This is a genomic window from Robertmurraya sp. DFI.2.37 (genome assembly GCF_029211245.1).
Lineage (GTDB): Bacteria > Bacillota > Bacilli > Bacillales > Cytobacillaceae > Robertmurraya > Robertmurraya methanolica_A.
In genome coordinates, this window is sequence record NZ_JARGEJ010000791.1 from 1 (window position 1) to 291 (window position 291).

The 291-nt window shown below is 41.9% G+C and carries 1 protein-coding gene; it reads left to right on the forward strand.

The genetic code is table 11. The features are described from left to right. Positions 1-291, forward strand: a 291-nt coding sequence (locus tag PZE06_RS28660; protein ID WP_275792492.1) for a hypothetical protein, incomplete at both ends; no start/stop codon positions are given.

Below are 291 nucleotides of genomic sequence, written 5' to 3' on the forward strand. Positions count from 1 at the left end.
GTATGAACGCTATTGGAGATGTTCGATAGACGCGCACCTAATACCAAAATGGCCCTTTGATAAATTTCCAAAAATTGAACGAAAGCTTGGTACACAAATGAAGGCTACCGGTGAGGTCATGAGCATTGATCGGAGCTTTGAACGTGCGCTGCTAAAAGCGATCCATTCTTTAGAGATTGATGTCTTGGATTTACAGCTACCTGGTTTGTCTAGCAGCAGCAAAGACCAATTAATCAAGCAGCTTCTCCAACAAAATGATGAAAGGCTGTTTATCTTATTGGAGCTTTTGCG